Origin of the sequence: Pseudoalteromonas sp. MSK9-3, assembly GCF_003590335.1 — a bacterium.
Classification (GTDB): domain Bacteria; phylum Pseudomonadota; class Gammaproteobacteria; order Enterobacterales; family Alteromonadaceae; genus Pseudoalteromonas.
On the sequence record NZ_MIET01000025.1, the window covers coordinates 76,642 to 92,485 of the forward strand.

Consider the following 15,844-nt stretch of genomic DNA (forward strand, 5'->3'; position numbering starts at 1 on the left):
TATTCCACTACATTATTGCAGCACATTATGATGTGTATGTGGTTCATACTTTCCATGAACGCTTTTATTTGTTATGTATCAGTACTCAGTCATGCAATAGAAATGACTACTCGTAGAAGCTCATTGCTTGATGTTGTAATACCAAAAAAAGTCGTAAGTCTAATTCTAGCTGGTGGTAGTCAGGTTCCATATGACAGCATAATTGGTAAAATGCCTTGTTATGGTCTTTTTCTTTAAAGTGGGCTAATTCATGTACAACTAACATTCTAAGTAAGGGTTCAGGTGCATATTTTAGTTGGTCTGCAATTGCAATTTCATGTTTAGCTTTGAGTTTCCCACCATGTTGCTGGCTTTTAAAAGTATGCGTACCCAACGCATTTTTAACTAAATCCTTCTGCTTTTTATAGGCAACATTAGATAACTTTGGCGCATTCTTTAAGTAACGCTGTTTAAATTCGTTGGTGTATTCAAATAACTGTTTTTGAGATCTAAGTTGATGTGGAGTCGGATATTTATTTTTAAAATAAGTTGCCAACTGATTAGAGTTAATTAACTGTGACACTTGCTGTTGTATGTTTTCAGGATAATGCTGAAAGTAGTGCTTAAAATCCATAAAAAACTCGTTAGGCTAAAAGTGATAGTTATTATATGCTAATGCGCAACAAGGATCCGAATAGTTTGAAAAAGTATGTATAAAGCGAGTTGTTTGTGTGGGGCCGTAAAAGTAGAAATTCATGGGCCGATCACCGATATAATTCATTGCCATTGTTCTTTGTGTCGTAAATCAACAGGTACCGCGTACGCTACGAATGGTTTTGTAGAGACTGATTTATTTAAAGTAGTGACAGGGCGTGAGGACATCACACACTTTGAGTTTAAGCATGGTCGCAAGCGCCATTTTTGTCGCCATTGCGCATCTCCTATTTATAGCTCAAACAGGGATAATCCCCAAAAAGTTCGATTTCGCTTAGGAATTTTAGATACCCCAATTGCTGAAAGGCCTATGTCACATAATTTTGTTACATCAAAAGCTGATTGGGAGGACTTAGATGCGCAATTGCCGCGATATGAACGATTTGAACCCGGTCGTGATTAGCAAGGTGTAAAGCCTGCTATATTAGCAGGCTTTATTTGTAATCAATAATGAGTTTCTATTGTGCAACAAGATGAAGCGAATGATTGTGCTTCTTTTTGTACAGCTTTTTTGTTCGTTCTTATTGTTACTTCAGTACAGCAAACGTGATCACCTGAAATACCACCGGCTACTTTTTGTGTGGCGACAGGTAGCAAAGTTTTATCTTGCGAAAGAGTTTTGATGTTCTTTTTTTGTAGTTTTAATAACATACTTATTCCTTGTTGATTTATTATTCAATAACAGTGTACCTGTTTAAGTTCCAAAAACCAATAGTGGTTAAAATAAGTTAGTTTGACTAGGCTCTAGCTCAGCAGGAAACTTACCTAAGGTTGCAGATGGATGTGCCAAATCGGCTATAAACTGTTTAGCGAGCAACGGTGCATCATAATTATCGGCAGTATGAAAAAACAAATAGGGTGTTTTACCTTCATCTAACCAATGTCGAATCTTATTTAACCAAGGGCGGTATAGCTGTTTATTTGCTTGTAAGTCTGAGCAGCCAACATATCGAATGATTGGTGCTTGAGCTGTCGAAATAACATGTAAAGGTACTTTTGGTTTCTTTTTTTGTGCGTCGATAATCGCTTCCGTCAGAGGTGGTTCACTAAATAGTGGCCGAGTATCCATCATGATCCGATTGTGGTTTTGAGCGATTAAAAACTGATTGAATTTAGTTTCATTGTCCGCTTTGTCAAAAAAACCAAGATGGCGCACTTCAATACCAATGGGCAGGTTATTCGGCAAGAGACGGCTGAAGTCTCGAATAGTGTCAAGATAGTCAGGGCTGCAGCTTTTGGGTAATTGCAGCATAATTTGGCCAATATTTTCAAACAATGGTTCAAAGAGTTTTAGCCATTCAAGTAAATCGCTTTGGCAATTCCTTAATGCCATATCATGAGAAAACCGTCTAGGGATCTTAAACGTAAATTTAAAATGGCTAGGTACACTGTTTTGCCACTTTAAGATCGTCTCAGGAGATGGATCGGCGTAAAAGCTGGTATTGCCTTCAACAGAACTAAAAATTTGGCTGTACTGGCTGAGCATGTGCTTTGGTTGGCAGTCTCGGGTGAAAAACCGGCCTTTCCAATGTGCTGAGCTCCACTGAGGGCAACCTATATAAAGCATAAAATGCGAGATCCAATAACGATTAAGTGTATTAATTGTATCAAAACACATTAATCGTTGGGAAATTTGCTTACTTATGTCGATCAAGGATGACTTTAAGGGGGAATTTTATATAATTGGCGGTAATTTTTTCAAATTAACCTTATTGGCTGCATTTTAGTGTAGCTGACTAACAGGAATATTATGCGCTCGATATATTGTGGGAACTTAAATAAAAGCCATGTTGGCGAAGAAGTAGAATTATGTGGCTGGATAAATAAGCGTCGTGATTTGGGCGGCTTAATTTTTATCGACCTACGTGACCGTGAAGGACTTGTGCAGGTAGTATTTGACCCAGAAGTAGAAGGGCTAATGGATACTGCTAATACACTTCGTCAAGAATTTTGTGTACAAGTAAAAGGAACTGTTCGAGCGCGCCCTGATAGCCAAGTAAATAAAGACATGGCAACCGGTGAAGTTGAAATATTAGGCACTGGCTTAAATATTATTAACCGTTCAGAGCCATTGCCACTGGATTTTAATCAGCAAAACTCCGAAGAACGCCGTTTAAAGTACCGTTACTTAGATCTTCGCCGTTTAGAAATGAGCGACCGTATTAAGCTAAGAGCGAAAGCGAGTAGTTTTGTTCGTCGTTTCTTAGATGGTAATGATTTCCTTGATATAGAAACGCCAGTACTTACAAAAGCTACGCCAGAAGGCGCTCGCGATTATTTAGTACCAAGCCGTGTTCATAAAGGTAGCTTTTACGCTTTACCACAATCACCACAGTTGTTTAAACAATTACTGATGATGTCAGGCTTCGATCGCTATTATCAAATTGTGAAATGTTTCCGTGATGAAGATTTACGTGCTGACCGTCAGCCTGAATTTACCCAAATCGATTTAGAAACATCGTTCATGAGTTCAGACCAAGTACGTGCGATGACTGAGCGTTTAGTAACAGAAATGTGGCAAGAGCTACTTGACGTTGACCTAGGTGCATTCCCGGTAATGGCCTACAGCGAAGCGATGCGTCGTTTTGGTTCTGATAAACCAGACTTACGTAACCCGATGGAGTTGATAGACGTTGCTGACTTAGTTAAAGACGTTGAATTTAAAGTACTTGCTGCGCCTGCTAACGATGAAAAAGGTCGTGTAGCGGTATTAACCGTTCCAGGTGGTGCCAAACTGTCTCGTAAGCAAATTGATGAATACACGAAATTTGTTGGTATTTATGGTGCGAAAGGTCTTGCTTGGATGAAAGTGAATGACCATGATGCAGGTATTGAAGGGGTTCAATCGCCCATCGCTAAATTCTTAAATGAAGAAGTGATCAATGGCTTGTTAGAGCGTACTAACGCACAAACAGGCGACATCCTGTTATTTGGTGCCGATAAGCGCAATGTGGTTAACGAGGCTATGGGCGCACTGCGTTTGAAAGTAGGGTTAGACCTAGAATTGACTGACTTAAACAAATGGGCACCATTATGGGTTGTTGACTTCCCAATGTTTGAAGAAGATGATGAAGGTACCTTGCATGCTGTTCACCACCCGTTTACAGCACCAAAAGACATTACAGCTCAAGCGCTAGAATCTGCACCAGCAGGAGCAATTTCTGATGCATATGACATGGTTATCAACGGGTATGAAGTGGGCGGTGGTTCTGTGCGTATTCATACCGCGGATATGCAAGAAGCGGCGTTTAGAATTTTAGGTATAGAAGAGCAAGAGCAGCAAGATAAGTTTGGTTTCTTATTAGATGCTCTTAAGTACGGTACACCACCACATGCTGGCTTAGCATTTGGTTTAGATCGTTTGGTAATGTTGTTGTGTGGCACTGATAATATTCGTGACGTGATTGCATTCCCTAAAACAACTCAAGCATCTTGTTTATTGACTGATGCGCCAAGTCTTGCAAATCCAGACTCTTTAAAAGAGTTAGCGATTGCAGTGGCTAAAGTTGAAAAAGAAGCCGTACAACAAGACGGTGAGTAATACGCATAAGCGAATATAACGTAAGAAAAAGGCGACTATAATTGGTCGTCTTTTTTATACCTGCTATAGTATTTAACTGGTAATTCATACAGTATTTTGGCATGATGCAAAAAAACGATTTAGGATTATGTTTTGGCGACTATTTTGGGCATTGACCCGGGTTCTCGATTTACAGGCTATGGTGTTATCGTGCATCAAGGCAGTAAATTTCAATATTTGGGCAGTGGTTGTATCAAAATAGGGGAGTTTGATTTTCCGACTCGTTTAAAAATGATTTATCAAGGTGTAACGCAGCTGGTGGAGCAGTTCCAGCCTGATAGTTTTTCTATTGAACAGGTTTTTATGGCCCATAACCCAGACTCAGCTTTAAAGCTTGGTCAAGCCCGAGGTGCAGCGATTGTTGCAGCTGCGATGCAAGATATTGCGGTACATGAATATTCAGCAAGGCAAGTCAAACAAGCGGTGGTGGGTAATGGTGGTGCGAAAAAAGAACAAGTTCAGGAAATGGTGAAACGAATCCTAAAGTTGCCCGGCACCCCCCAAGCTGATGCAGCAGATGCTTTGGCTATTGCGATTTGTCATGCTCACTCTGAACAAAGCTTAATTCGTCTTGCTGGCAGTGCAACAAAAACTGTACGCCGTAGATTGAGGTAAAAAATAGATGATTGGAAGACTCAGTGGAATTTTATTAGAAAAACAGCCGCCAGAAATATTACTTGATGTCGCTGGCGTTGGTTATGAAGTGCAAATGCCCATGACCTGTTTTTATGAATTACCGAATTGTGGTGAGCAAACTGCGGTATATACGCACTTTGTGGTAAGAGAAGATGCGCAATTATTGTTTGGTTTTAATCATAAAAAAGAACGTGCGTTGTTTCGAGAGTTAATAAAAGCCAACGGCGTTGGGCCAAAATTGGGGCTGGCTATTTTATCGGGTATGTCAGCGGAGCAGTTTATCCACTGTGTTAACAATGAAGACGCCACGACGTTGGTTAAGATCCCTGGTGTCGGTAAAAAAACGGCGGAACGTTTGGTACTTGAGATGAAGGACAGACTCAAGAACTTTGGTCATGATTTACTAACGCCGTTTAGTGATGGCGCGGTGATTGCACCACAAGAAAACCCAACTGTTCAGGATACGCCAGCTGATGATGCAGTTGCTGCATTACTGGCTTTAGGCTATAAACTAGCACAAGCACAAAAAGCGGTTAAAGCAGTGTCAAAACCTGATATGGGGACTGAAACACTGATCAAAGAAGCCCTTAAGTCAATGATGTGATAACGCATGATAGAAGCAGATAGATTAATTGAGCCTGAAGTACAAGGCAATGAAGACAGTGTTGATAGGGCAATTCGACCGAAATTACTTGCTGATTATACAGGTCAAGATCATGTAAAAAAGCAAATGGCCATTTTTATAGAAGCGGCTCGTTCACGGGAAGAGGCGCTGGACCACTTGTTGATTTTTGGCCCACCAGGATTAGGCAAAACCACGCTGGCAAACATTGTCGCAAACGAGCTTGATGTAAATATTAAAGCGACGTCTGGGCCGGTACTTGAAAAAGCAGGAGATCTGGCGGCCTTATTAACGAACCTTGAAGAAGGTGACGTATTATTTATTGATGAAATACACCGGCTAAGCCCGCAAGTTGAAGAAATATTATACCCCGCAATGGAAGACTATCAGTTAGACATTATGATAGGCGAGGGACCTGCTGCCCGCTCAATAAAGTTAGAGCTACCGCCGTTTACGTTAATTGGTGCAACAACCAGAGCGGGATCACTTACATCCCCCTTACGAGATCGTTTTGGTATTGTGCAGCGATTAGAGTTTTATTCGGTATCGGATCTGTCGACTATTATTTCTCGCTCAGCATTTTACTTGGATTTAGGGATAAGCCCTGAGGGCGCAGATGAAGTGGCGCGTCGGTCTCGTGGTACGCCCCGTATTGCAAATCGCTTATTACGCCGAGTGCGCGACTATGCACAAGTAAAGGGTGACGGTAAAGTAAGTGCACAGATCGCCAACCTTGCGCTTGAAATGGTTGATGTAGATAAGCGTGGTTTTGATTACATGGACCGCAAATACTTGTTGGCCATTATTGAAAAGTTTATGGGTGGACCCGTTGGTCTAGATAACTTGGCCGCAGCCATTGGCGAAGAGCGAGAAACCATTGAAGATGTCATTGAACCATTTTTGATCCAGCAAGGCTTTATTCAGAGAACGCCAAGAGGGCGCATTGCATCCAATGCAGCTTATCTTCATTTTGACTTAGCGGTACCTGAGTCATAATAGCCCTTTAGTCATCGATTAACATCTATAAAACTCAGCAGCCGCTGAGTTTTTGCTTTATACGTTATCGCTCAACAAGCATGTTATTGCGTGAATTTATAAACCCATAGCCTTAAGCTCTCTCATAATTTCCATGGTCAAACCCCATTCACAAGGTGCACTTGTTCAAACAATCGCAGACAAGGGTTTTACGTTGTGGCTATATACTTTCTTGTGTTGAGCAGCCTTATATTTTTATAATTCACACAAATTTCAGGCAAAAAAAAGCCCGCAAAAAATGCGGGCAAAACAACAAGTTGAAGGAAGTAATCCTGGGGTTGATAAGTTAACGTTGGTTTTATCCTCAGCGCTCTTATCACAGCAATACGACAAATCAGAATCCTATTGCTAACAACTGTGCTTTTGCATAATAGATGCTGTGTGCTCAGTACAGGGTGTATATTAAAGAGGTTTGGGTAATTCATCAAACTAGAAAAATTATTTTTTCAAATTAATAAAACTAATCCGAAGGTTTTTTTTATTGTACCTATTGGTTTTTATTTAATCAGTGTAATTTATTAAATTGATGTTTTATATGGATTTTTATTTATTTTGGTTTTTGCTTTATTATTAGTTTAATTGTTGTTAATTGGTATTACCAATTGGTTTTTGGTGGTTTATTCGTAAATTGTGCATAAACCATGAGTTTTATGCAGCTAGCATTCATAAATACGCGTTTATTATTCAGGGCTAATATTTGTTGAATTAACTATGTGAAGGTTCTGTATATCGTTCTAGTGTGTTTTTAGCGTATTTATCGCCAAATACCGTAATTTCATAGTAATGAGATTGTCAGCACAGATATGTGTCGGTAAACTAACTGAACCTTTATAGTCGCTTACAGTCAATGTTGTAACCGGCTATAGCGCAAGACAAAGCCGACACACCATTTCTTAGGAGTATAATAACGTGGAATCGGGACTAAATTTTATTGATCTTATATTAAAAGCCAGTGTGCTAGTACAACTTGTAATGTTGGCACTTGTTGGCATGTCAATCGCCTCATGGGCCATTATATTTCAACGCAGATCAATTATCTCAAACGCAATGGATAATGCGAAAAAGTTTGAGCAAAAATTTTGGTCCGGTATGGACTTAAGTAAACTGTATAACGAAGTAACCGCCCGTGCAGTTAACCCGCAAGGTCTAGAAGCGTTATTTGTATCTGGCTTTAAAGAATTTGCTCGACATAAAAAACAAAGCACTCAATCTGCAGGACTGGTTATTGAAGGCACACATCGTTCTATGCGCGTCGCGTTATCTCGTGAAGTGGAAAAGCTAGAATCAAGTTTATCGTTTTTAGCGACCGTTGGGTCTATAAGCCCATATGTTGGGTTATTTGGTACTGTGTGGGGGATCATGAATGCATTTATTGCGTTAGGTGAAGTAAAACAAGCAACGCTGCAAATGGTTGCGCCAGGTATTGCTGAAGCCTTGATTGCCACAGCAATGGGCTTATTTGCTGCCATCCCAGCAGTTATGGCATATAACAAATTTGCTAAGAGTGTTGAGAAACTTGAAACGCAATACATTAACTTTATGGAAGAGTTTGCCAATATACTTCATCGTCAGGCCGCAAGTTCTGCTGAGGTAAAGCAACATGTATCAGCGTAAAAAACGTCGCCCAGTCGCAGAGATCAATGTGGTGCCCTACATCGATGTGATGTTGGTACTGTTGATCATATTCATGGCCACTGCACCGCTCATTACGCATGGGGTTAAAGTAGACTTGCCACAAATGCAAGAGTCAGATTTAGTTAAAACAAAAGATGCGCCGCCGATAATAGCCTCGATAGACTCAGAGGGGCGATATTTTGTCAGTGTAGGAACTGATCCTGAAGCGCCGATGGATGCGGTTGAAGTGGCGGCGGTTATTAAACTAAAGTTACAACAAAATCCAGACACCCCAGTGATGATAAAAGGCTCGGGTAGAGTGTCTTACCAAGAAGTACTCCTTCTTATGGACTTCTTAAAAAATGCGGGTGTGCCCTCAGTTGGCCTGATGACTAAATCATTTGAGGAGGGCTAATGGGAGCATTACAAAGCGGTATTTTAAAGTCGCTGGTACTACATTTTGCTTTGGCCGGAATATTGTTCGCTTCGGCAAACTTTCATACGCCTGAACCTACTGTGATGGAAGTGACATTAAATCCTGAAATTACTGAGCCTTTAGATGAAAAGGTTGTTTCAGCCATTTCTGTCGATCAGTCTGCTGTTGAGAAAAAAATAGCAGAGCTTAAAACGCAAGAGCTGAATAAAAAGCGGGCGGAAGAAAAGCGCATTCGAGATTTAGAGCGCAGAGCGAGTCAAGCACGTAAAGATAGAGAAGCTGAAGCTCGACGTATTAAAAAGCTAGAGCAGCAGCGTAAAGCGAAAGTAGCCGAGAAGAAAAAGGCCGAAGCGCAAGCCAAAAAAGCCCGTGAAATAGAGAAAAAGCAACGCGCTCAAGCCGATAAAGCACGCGCTGAAAAGTTAGCGGCAGAAAAAGCAGCAAAAGCAGCATCGAATAAACGTAAAGCGGAAGAAGATGCGCTTAAAAAAGCTGAAGATGCCCGCAAGCGTCGTGAGGCAGAAGAAAAACGTAAAGCAGAGGCCGCAGAAAAAGCCCGTCAAAAGGCTTTACAAGAGCAGTTAATGCAAGAGCAGTTAGCAAAAGAGCAGGCAGCGCGTAATAAAATACGTAAACAGCAGGTATTATCAGAAGTTGATAAATACAAAGCACTGATCATGCAGCGCATACAGGCAAACTTGTTAATTGATGAAAAGATGAAAGGCAAACAATGCCGAGTCAATATTCGTCTAGGCTTTAATGGTTTGGTGACTGATTCACGCTCCTTAGGCGGTGATAAGCTAGTCTGTGAAGCCGCGCTACGTGCTGTGAGAATGGCTGATACACTGCCAGTTTCAAAAGAGAAAGATGTTTTTGAACAGCTTAAAAATATTAATTTAACAATTAAACCTAATTTATAAAGGAAGTTTATGTTCAACCGATTAAAAGCATTGTTGATTTTTGTTGCTTTTGGCATGTCAGGCGTCGTCCATGCGGCGCTTGAGATTGTTATAACAGAAGGTGTGGATAGCGCACGCCCGATTGCCATTGTTCCTTTTAAATATGAAGGGGTTGGTCAAAAGCCTATGCGAGTGAGTGAAGTTATCGCTGCTGATTTAACGCGAAGCGGTAAATTCAAACCACTTTCATTTACCGAGTTGCCTCAATTACCGAGCACAGATAAAGAGGTCGATTATACTGCGTGGGTAAATAAAGGGGTTGAAGCGGTGATTGTTGGTACCATTGTGCAGCAACCTGGCGGGCGTTACTTAGTTAAATATGAATTAATTGATGTGATCAGAGCACAAATTACGGGTGGTGAAACGCGTATGATGAGCAATGGTCAATTAATGAAAAGCCAAGATCACGTACAAGAAGCAAGACAAAGTGTAATATCTAGCGATGGATTCAGACAGTATGCACATCAAATAAGCGATGTGGTTTATGAATCATTGACGGGAGAACGCGGTGCGTTTAGAACAAAAATTGCCTATGTAATTGTTCGTGACGAGGATGATAAGCCTTACCAGTTAGTTGTTGCAGATTATGATGGGTTTAACGAACAGGTGTTATTGCGTTCAAAAGAGCCTTTAATGTCGCCGTCATGGTCACCTGATGCAAACAAACTAGCATACGTTACGTTTGAAAATCGCCAATCACAAATCTATGTGCAAGATATTTATACAGGTAAACGAGATCTCATCACGAGTTACCCTGGAATAAATGGCGCACCGCAGTTTTCACCTGATGGCAAGCAGTTGCTCATTGTACTTTCTAAAGATGCAGGTGGTGCAACAGAGGTGTACCATTATGACTTACAAACACGCAAAGAGCGTCGTTTAACACGTCACCGTAGCATAGATACTGAGCCAAGTTGGCACCCAAATGGCAAAGAAATTGTGTATACGTCTGAAAGGGGTGGTAATGCCCAGATTTATAAGTTAAATTTACAAACTGGTAGGTCAAAGCGTATTACCTTTGACGGCGATATGAATTTAGCAGGGTCAGTGACACCTGATGGGAAGCATTTGGTAATGGTAAATCGTACCATTGGCAAATATCATATTGCTAAAAAAGAATTGAGATCCGGGCTATTTCAAGTTTTAACAAGAACTCGTCTGGACGAATCTCCGAGCATAGCGCCAAATGGCTCGATGATTATTTATAGTACGCTGCATAACAACAAGCAGGTATTGGCTTTAGTGTCTATGGATGGGCGGTTTAAAGCGCGACTTCCGGTTTCTGATGGGCAAGTGAAAGCTCCAGCTTGGTCGCCATTTTTACAGTAATTTTGCTGGTTAGATTTTAAGATATAGGAATATACTCGATGCAACTTAACAAAACATTAAAAGCTCTATTAGTGGCGTTGCCAGTAATGACGCTAGCCGCGTGTAGCTCATCTTCAAGTGTAGATGAAGGTGCTGCAAATGAAAGTAACCAAGCAACATCTCAAGAAAATAACAACGTTGATGTAAACACGATTTCACGTGTTAAATCAGCAGAAGAAAAGCTTCGTGAGAAATATGAAGCACTGCGTCAAGAGCAGATCATTTACTTTGATTTTGATAAATCAACAGTACAAGGTGCTTACGCTGAGCTTTTACAAGCACATGCTGACTTCTTGGTTAAGAACCCAAGCGTAAAAGTATTGGTTGAAGGCCATGCTGATGAACGTGGTACGCCAGAGTACAACATTGCGCTAGGTGAAAGCCGTGGTAAAGCAGTTGCTAAATACTTGCAAAGCTTAGGTGTGTCTGACAACCAAATTTCAGTAGTAAGCTATGGTGAAGAGAAACCAATGGTGAAGTCTCGCACTGAAGAAGCTTTTGCTAAGAACCGTCGTGCGGTTTTAGTATACTAATTTGATAAGAGATATTATGAAGCCAACGAAACTATTGGCAGCCATAATGATTCTGAGCGGGAGCACCCAAATTTTGGCTGCTCCCGCTCCTGTTTCTGAGGCTGCAAACTCGCAATCGTCTTTAGAGCAACGCATTGCGCAGTTAGAAAGTATGATGAAGACCCGCAACCTATTACAAGTCGAGCTACAGCAGCAGTTAGGCTTATTACAAGACGAAGTAAGTCAAGTACGTGGTGTTACCGAAGAGCAGAGCTATAAGCTTGAGAAAGTGTTACAGCGCCAACGTGAATTATACCAAGAAATAGAAAACCGCGTGTCTAAGGTGTACGAGCAAGCGAGCAGCACGGCAGCCACTGAGGTGGTGATAGATTCATCTCAAGCTGTTAGTAGTGACCTATCTGAAAATGAAGCGTACGACAAAGCTGTGGCGCTAATCATGAAAGATAAGCGTTATGATGCTGCGATCCCTGAGTTCCAGTCATTTTTGACCACTTTCCCAACGTCGGTGTATATACCTAATGCGCACTATTGGTTGGGGCAGCTTCTATCAATTAAAAATGACGATGAAAATGCGATTGGCCACTTCAAAACAGTGGTAGATAGTTTTGCTGATTCGAATAAACGCCCAGAGGCAATGTTAAAACTGGGTACGCTCTATGAAAAGCAGGGAAAAGCAGAATTAGCTAAGTCTATTTTGACGACATTGCTAAATGAATACCCAAGCACAACGGCTGCAAAAATGGCCACCGAGCGTTTATCCAAGATCTAAAAGCTCGATTTTTTGCCACTATGGTTTAAAATTAAGCGCTTAAGCATAAAAACTTAAAAAAACTACGTATTTAAGTTGCACTCATTTTTTAAATAAGTATTATAAGCGCCCGCAGCAGGCGATTGGTTCAAACCAAACTGCTGCGACTAAGTGGGTCATTAGCTCAGTTGGTAAACGTCATATATTCTTAATTTTTTTATCCCAAAAGCGTCATTGACTATGATTGTTGTGTCTATTTCCGTATAATTCGCGGTAATTATGCAATGTGGACTATAGTGGTCGAGAAATGAGTCTAGCTGAACAAATCATGCCTGAGGATTATATCTTTCCTCCAAAACCTGCACCTTTAACTACTCAAGAACAAGATGAGTACAAAGCGCGGATAAAAACTCTATTAAAAGAAAAGAATGCGGTGTTAGTTGCGCATTATTATACAGATCCTGAGATTCAAGCTTTGGCTGAAGAAACCGGTGGCTGTGTTGCTGACTCTTTAGAAATGGCCCGCTTTGGTGCAAAGCACGATGCTGATGTGATTGTGGTTGCTGGTGTGCGTTTTATGGGTGAGACAGCCAAAATATTAACACCAAACAAAACCGTGGTTATGCCAACGCTTGCAGCGACATGTTCGTTAGATGTTGGGTGTCCAATCGATGAGTTTTCAGCATTTTGTGATCAATATCCAGATCGTAAAGTCGTTGTTTATGCAAACACCTCAACGGCTGTAAAAGCGCGTGCTGATTGGATAGTAACATCGTCATGTGCACTAGAGATTGTAGAGCATTTAGATGAGCAAGGTGAGAAGATCATTTGGGGTCCTGATAAGCATTTAGGATCTTATATCCAAAAGAATACGGGTGCAGACATGATCATGTGGAATGGTGCCTGTATTGTACATGATGAGTTTAAAACTAAAGCATTGAAAGATATGAAGGCGCTTAAGCCTGATGCTGCCGTACTCGTTCATCCAGAGTCTCCTGCTGAGATTGTTGCTTTAGCTGATGCTGTCGGCTCTACGAGCCAATTAATAAAAGCGGCGCAAACGATGCATAACACGCAGTTTATTGTGGCAACTGATCGAGGTATTTTTTACAAAATGCAGCAGCTATGCCCAGATAAAGAGTTTTTTGCTGCACCAACGGCTGGAGAAGGTGCTACGTGTAAAAGTTGTGCGCACTGTCCGTGGATGGCGATGAATGGTTTGAAAGCCATAGAAGAGTCTTTAGTGAACCCTGAAGGGAAAGAAGTGTTCGTCGATATGTCACTTCGCGAAGGGGCATTACGTTCACTAGATCGTATGTTAGACTTCTCGGCGAGCTTACAACGCTAAACTGTTTGTTAGTTGAGCAGTTAAGCGTGCAGGCTTAAAAAGAGCTTGCTAAAGTGCGTGGCTTTTCATAGTATTAGCCCCGCACTTAGGTGTATCGGAGAGGTGGCTGAGTGGCTGAAGGCGCACGACTGGAACTCGTGTATAGGCTAACCCCTATCGAGGGTTCGAATCCCTCCCTCTCCGCCATTTTCATTTAGTACTATCTCATGTTTATTTTCAAACACAGTACCTTTAGTACGTTATAGTCTGCTACGTCCTTGTTACAGTTAACTATTAGTGAAGTACAAAGATATTCACTGAGCATCTGGCAGTGTACATCTCATATTTTAGCAAAATCACTTACAGCTAATCCCCCCACAATTATGAAATCTTCACTATTTATCAATGCTAATTGACGGTGTTAAACGTACTGCTATTTTAGTGTGTAGCTAGGTCAGTACTGTGGCAAGTAAACGATCACTTAACTGCCTTAATATCTCAGCTTGTCGTCGTGTTGCAGCATAGGTGCGAATACCGTATATTCCCATCGCTAAAAATTGCGCGCGTTCTTTGGCATCTGGCTTAGCGCTTATTTCCTGCCTTTTAATGCCATCTTGTATGACTTTGGCCAAGCTGTTTTCGAATGAGATAAGATTATTGGCTAGAACTGAAGAGATCTCGTCATTTTGCCCTTCAAGCTCAGTAAGGGTTTTAGTTAGCAAGCACACTTGACCTGACTCGCCGTTTAAACATTCGTCGACAATAACATCGAGTAATGCGCTTAAAGCACTGTGCGCAGTTGTGTGTTGAGAAAATAACGTTTCAAATTGTGCGTTACGGTCTTGTTGGTACTGCTCAATGGCACCAAGTAACAGGCCTTTTTTATTTTTAAAGGCACAATAAATAGAACCAGGGTGTAATCCAGTTGCTTTAGTTAAAGTTTGCATACTGGTTTTGTTGTAGCCGTATTGCATGAACGTTACCATGGCTTGACGTAATACATGCTCTTTATTGAATTCTGCACTTCTCATATGATGTCGAAATTACCCACTAATTAGTACTGATAATAACTTAATTTGATTGCTTATTCAAAAATGACTCTTGAATGATCGTTCAAATAGCCATATATTAAATTTAAGCTTGAACAATCATTCAAGAAAATCATCAATTATGGAGAGCACAATGACGAGCACATTATTTTCCCCCTTTGAATTAAATAGTACCCTGACATTACAAAATCGGATTCTGATGGCGCCACTAACACGTTGTATGGCCGATGAAAACCTAGTGCCTACAGAGCAAATGGCGCAGTACTATGCGCGCCGAGCAGACACGGGGTTAATTATTTCGGAAGCAACCATCATTCGCCCTGACGGGCAGGGTTATCCAAATACGCCCGGGTTGTTCAATCAAGCGCAAGTGGACGGGTGGAAAAAAGTCACCACAGCCGTACATAATGCAGGGGGGAAAATCTTTGCGCAACTTTGGCATGTTGGGCGTGTAGCACATCCATTTTTCTTTGGTGGCGGTGACGTACTGAGTGCGTCAAATATTGGGATCGAAGGCAGCGTACCTCGTATGAGAGACTTGAGTTATCAAACTCCAAGAGCTGCAAGTGTTGAAGAAATCGCGCAGTTGGTGGCTGATTATGCGAAAGCGGCAAAGAATGCCATCGCTGCGGGCTTTGATGGTGTTGAAATACATGGTGCCAATGGCTATCTCATCGATCAGTTTTTACACTTTGCATCAAATAACCGCAGTGATGAATATGGTGGTAGTGTGCAAAATATGTCTCGGTTTGCATTAGAAGTGGTTGACGCTGTAATTGCTGAGATTGGCTCTGATAGGGTTGCGTTAAGGTTATCGCCCGGTGCCTACTTTTTAATGGAAGGCAATCATGACGACCGCGCTGTTTTTGATCACTTGTTGCAAGCATTGAATAGTCGATCATTGGCTTTTGTGCATATTGGTATATTTGATGACTCGATGACATTTGATTATCTAGGAGGCCATGCTTCTGATTACGTGCGTAAATATTATACAGGGACATTGGTTGGCGTTGGTGGTTATACCGCTGAAACTGGCGCACAAGCAATTACAGAGAATCGTTTTGACCTCGTAGCGGTCGGTCGCCCCATGATTGCAAACCCTGATTACATAAGTCGGGTTAAAAACAGTGAACCCCTTAAAGAATATGAGGAGTCAATGCTGCAAGCGCTAGTCTAGGGTCAATCTTAAATATAATAATTGAGCAGAGAGACTGAACTGGGCATATACTTTAGGTAAAATCAAT

General features: G+C 41.3%; 17 protein-coding genes and 1 tRNA gene. 14 read left to right on the top strand and 4 right to left on the bottom strand.

What is annotated here, in order from left to right:
- Nucleotides 1–106 precede the first annotated feature (106 nt).
- Nucleotides 107–613, bottom strand: a complete 507-nt coding sequence (locus BGP78_RS10355) for a M48 family metallopeptidase (protein ID WP_119861330.1) — start codon at nt 611–613, stop codon at nt 107–109.
- Between the two features lie 75 nt (nt 614–688).
- On the opposite strand from BGP78_RS10355, the gene BGP78_RS10360 reads away from it, so the two are divergent.
- On the top strand, nt 689–1,096 hold the full coding sequence (locus BGP78_RS10360) for a GFA family protein (RefSeq protein WP_119861331.1): 408 nt from the start codon (nt 689–691) through the stop codon (nt 1,094–1,096).
- Between the two features lie 41 nt (nt 1,097–1,137).
- Here the strand turns inward: BGP78_RS10360 and BGP78_RS10365 are convergent, their stop codons facing one another.
- Both BGP78_RS10365 and BGP78_RS10370 read right to left on the bottom strand, forming a co-directional pair.
- Nucleotides 1,138–1,344 (bottom strand): hypothetical protein, encoded by a 207-nt coding sequence (locus BGP78_RS10365; RefSeq protein WP_119861332.1) that lies wholly within the window; start codon nt 1,342–1,344, stop codon nt 1,138–1,140.
- Between the two features lie 67 nt (nt 1,345–1,411).
- A complete protein-coding gene (locus BGP78_RS10370) occupies nt 1,412–2,260 on the bottom strand; it encodes a DUF72 domain-containing protein (RefSeq protein ID WP_259386276.1) in 849 nt (282 codons plus the stop codon).
- Between the two features lie 183 nt (nt 2,261–2,443).
- Between BGP78_RS10370 and aspS the strand changes: the two genes are divergently transcribed.
- The 12 genes from aspS to BGP78_RS10430 all read left to right on the top strand — a co-directional run bounded on the left by aspS (nt 2,444) and on the right by BGP78_RS10430 (nt 13,758).
- Nucleotides 2,444–4,234, top strand: coding sequence for an aspartate--tRNA ligase (aspS, locus tag BGP78_RS10375; protein ID WP_119861334.1), 1,791 nt, complete (start codon nt 2,444–2,446; stop codon nt 4,232–4,234).
- A gap of 132 nt (nt 4,235–4,366) precedes the next feature.
- Entirely contained in the window at nt 4,367–4,888 is a 522-nt protein-coding gene (ruvC, locus tag BGP78_RS10380; RefSeq protein ID WP_010365035.1) for a crossover junction endodeoxyribonuclease RuvC, read from the top strand.
- A gap of 7 nt (nt 4,889–4,895) precedes the next feature.
- Complete coding sequence (gene ruvA, locus BGP78_RS10385; RefSeq protein ID WP_010365036.1) at nt 4,896–5,513, top strand: Holliday junction branch migration protein RuvA; 618 nt, start codon at nt 4,896–4,898, stop codon at nt 5,511–5,513.
- A 6-nt stretch (nt 5,514–5,519) separates the two neighbouring features.
- The gene (ruvB, locus tag BGP78_RS10390) at nt 5,520–6,527 is read left to right on the top strand and encodes a Holliday junction branch migration DNA helicase RuvB (protein WP_119861335.1); all 1,008 of its coding nucleotides are present in this window, start codon (nt 5,520–5,522) and stop codon (nt 6,525–6,527) included.
- Nucleotides 6,528–7,475: 948 nt separating this feature from the next.
- Nucleotides 7,476–8,180: a protein TolQ gene (gene tolQ, locus BGP78_RS10395; protein ID WP_119861336.1), complete on the top strand. Its 705-nt coding sequence runs from the start codon at nt 7,476–7,478 to the stop codon at nt 8,178–8,180.
- Nucleotides 8,167–8,595 (top strand): protein TolR, encoded by a 429-nt coding sequence (tolR, locus tag BGP78_RS10400; protein ID WP_010365041.1) that lies wholly within the window; start codon nt 8,167–8,169, stop codon nt 8,593–8,595. Before tolQ ends, tolR begins: the two co-directional genes overlap by 14 nt.
- Nucleotides 8,595–9,536: a cell envelope integrity protein TolA gene (tolA, locus tag BGP78_RS10405; protein WP_010365043.1), complete on the top strand. Its 942-nt coding sequence runs from the start codon at nt 8,595–8,597 to the stop codon at nt 9,534–9,536. The genes tolR and tolA overlap by 1 nt, the downstream gene beginning before the upstream one ends.
- Nucleotides 9,537–9,545: 9 nt before the next feature.
- Nucleotides 9,546–10,904: a Tol-Pal system beta propeller repeat protein TolB gene (gene tolB, locus BGP78_RS10410; RefSeq protein ID WP_119861337.1), complete on the top strand. Its 1,359-nt coding sequence runs from the start codon at nt 9,546–9,548 to the stop codon at nt 10,902–10,904.
- A 38-nt stretch (nt 10,905–10,942) separates the two neighbouring features.
- Nucleotides 10,943–11,476, top strand: a complete 534-nt coding sequence (pal, locus tag BGP78_RS10415) for a peptidoglycan-associated lipoprotein Pal (RefSeq protein ID WP_119861338.1) — start codon at nt 10,943–10,945, stop codon at nt 11,474–11,476.
- A 16-nt stretch (nt 11,477–11,492) separates the two neighbouring features.
- Complete coding sequence (gene ybgF / locus BGP78_RS10420) at nt 11,493–12,245, top strand: tol-pal system protein YbgF (protein WP_119861339.1); 753 nt, start codon at nt 11,493–11,495, stop codon at nt 12,243–12,245.
- Between the two features lie 286 nt (nt 12,246–12,531).
- Nucleotides 12,532–13,572 (top strand): quinolinate synthase NadA, encoded by a 1,041-nt coding sequence (gene nadA / locus BGP78_RS10425; protein ID WP_119861340.1) that lies wholly within the window; start codon nt 12,532–12,534, stop codon nt 13,570–13,572.
- A 96-nt stretch (nt 13,573–13,668) separates the two neighbouring features.
- A tRNA-Ser gene (locus tag BGP78_RS10430) sits at nt 13,669–13,758 on the top strand.
- A gap of 242 nt (nt 13,759–14,000) precedes the next feature.
- Here the strand turns inward: BGP78_RS10430 and BGP78_RS10435 are convergent.
- Entirely contained in the window at nt 14,001–14,582 is a 582-nt protein-coding gene (locus BGP78_RS10435) for a TetR/AcrR family transcriptional regulator (protein ID WP_119861341.1), read from the bottom strand.
- Nucleotides 14,583–14,733: 151 nt separating this feature from the next.
- On the opposite strand from BGP78_RS10435, the gene BGP78_RS10440 reads away from it, so the two are divergent.
- A complete protein-coding gene (locus BGP78_RS10440; protein WP_119861342.1) occupies nt 14,734–15,777 on the top strand; it encodes an alkene reductase in 1,044 nt (347 codons plus the stop codon).
- The last annotated feature ends 67 nt before the right edge of the window (nt 15,778–15,844 follow it).

Bases quoted from the DNA above. Each gene is read 5' to 3' on its own strand.
- tolR (WP_010365041.1), top strand. From the start codon at position 8,167: ATGTATCAGCGTAAAAAACGTCGCCCAGTCGCAGAGATCAATGTGGTG.
- ybgF (WP_119861339.1), top strand. From the start codon at position 11,493: ATGAAGCCAACGAAACTATTGGCAGCCATAATGATTCTGAGCGGGAGC.
- BGP78_RS10440 (WP_119861342.1), top strand. From the start codon at position 14,734: ATGACGAGCACATTATTTTCCCCCTTTGAATTAAATAGTACCCTGACA.
- pal (WP_119861338.1), top strand. From the start codon at position 10,943: ATGCAACTTAACAAAACATTAAAAGCTCTATTAGTGGCGTTGCCAGTA.
- BGP78_RS10355 (WP_119861330.1), bottom strand. From the start codon at position 613: ATGGATTTTAAGCACTACTTTCAGCATTATCCTGAAAACATACAACAG.
- BGP78_RS10370 (WP_259386276.1), bottom strand. From the start codon at position 2,260: ATGCTTTATATAGGTTGCCCTCAGTGGAGCTCAGCACATTGGAAAGGC.
- BGP78_RS10365 (WP_119861332.1), bottom strand. From the start codon at position 1,344: ATGTTATTAAAACTACAAAAAAAGAACATCAAAACTCTTTCGCAAGAT.
- ruvB (WP_119861335.1), top strand. From the start codon at position 5,520: ATGATAGAAGCAGATAGATTAATTGAGCCTGAAGTACAAGGCAATGAA.
- aspS (WP_119861334.1), top strand. From the start codon at position 2,444: ATGCGCTCGATATATTGTGGGAACTTAAATAAAAGCCATGTTGGCGAA.
- nadA (WP_119861340.1), top strand. From the start codon at position 12,532: ATGAGTCTAGCTGAACAAATCATGCCTGAGGATTATATCTTTCCTCCA.
- ruvA (WP_010365036.1), top strand. From the start codon at position 4,896: ATGATTGGAAGACTCAGTGGAATTTTATTAGAAAAACAGCCGCCAGAA.
- BGP78_RS10435 (WP_119861341.1), bottom strand. From the start codon at position 14,582: ATGAGAAGTGCAGAATTCAATAAAGAGCATGTATTACGTCAAGCCATG.
- tolA (WP_010365043.1), top strand. From the start codon at position 8,595: ATGGGAGCATTACAAAGCGGTATTTTAAAGTCGCTGGTACTACATTTT.
- tolB (WP_119861337.1), top strand. From the start codon at position 9,546: ATGTTCAACCGATTAAAAGCATTGTTGATTTTTGTTGCTTTTGGCATG.
- BGP78_RS10360 (WP_119861331.1), top strand. From the start codon at position 689: ATGTATAAAGCGAGTTGTTTGTGTGGGGCCGTAAAAGTAGAAATTCAT.